The following is a 569-nucleotide window of genomic DNA, read 5'->3' as shown; positions in this document are numbered from 1 at the left end:
TGTAACTCCCCCAAAAAATGAAACAGTTCATAAGTAGAATTTTCCATTAACTAAAATAGGAAAATTTACGATGAGAAAAAGTAAGTTCACCGAAACTCAAATTGTCAGCATGATCAAAGAAGCTGAATCAGGTATTCCAGTGCCTGAAATTTGCCGTAAACATGGCATCGGCCAAAGCACATTTTACAAATGGCGCTCAAAATATGGTGGTATGGAAGCGTCTGATGTTAAACGCCTTAAAGAACTTGAAGAAGAAAACCGTAAGCTAAAAGATATGTTTGCAACGCTGAGCTTAAAGCACTCGATGCTTGAGGATATCATTGCAAAAAAGCTGTAAAGACAAGTAGGCGCAGAGCTTGGGTTGAGCATTTGAGAACTCAATTTAACGTCAGCGTCGCATTTGCTTGTGAAGTGGCTGGGCTAAGCCGCTCAGTTTTTTATTACAAACATAAACGGCCATCAGATGATGAAGTTATCGACGCATTGTTAGCATTGGTCGAGCGTCACCAAAGATGGGGGCTGCCCAAACTATTTAAAAGGCTTCGCAACAAGGGTAAACCTTGGAATAA

Annotated in this window: 1 protein-coding gene and 1 pseudogene; both read left to right on the top strand. The window is 40.4% G+C overall.

The features are described 5' to 3' along the window. Positions 1–70 precede the first annotated feature (70 nt). Positions 71–337, top strand: a complete 267-nt coding sequence (locus J8M01_RS23775) for a transposase (RefSeq protein ID WP_119859932.1) — start codon at positions 71–73, stop codon at positions 335–337. Positions 338–369: 32 nt separating this feature from the next. Next, positions 370–569: pseudogene (locus J8M01_RS23770) on the top strand (IS3 family transposase); the annotation flags it as partial.

It is taken from the genome of Pseudoalteromonas sp. MMG005, assembly GCF_018101015.1.
Classification (GTDB): domain Bacteria; phylum Pseudomonadota; class Gammaproteobacteria; order Enterobacterales; family Alteromonadaceae; genus Pseudoalteromonas; species Pseudoalteromonas aurantia.
The sequence above is the reverse complement of the archived record's forward strand: the minus strand, read 5'-3'. Positions and strand labels throughout refer to the sequence as shown.

Excerpts from the sequence above, each read along its gene's own strand:
- J8M01_RS23775 (WP_119859932.1), top strand. The coding sequence starts at position 71 with ATGAGAAAAAGTAAGTTCACCGAAACTCAAATTGTCAGCATGATCAAA.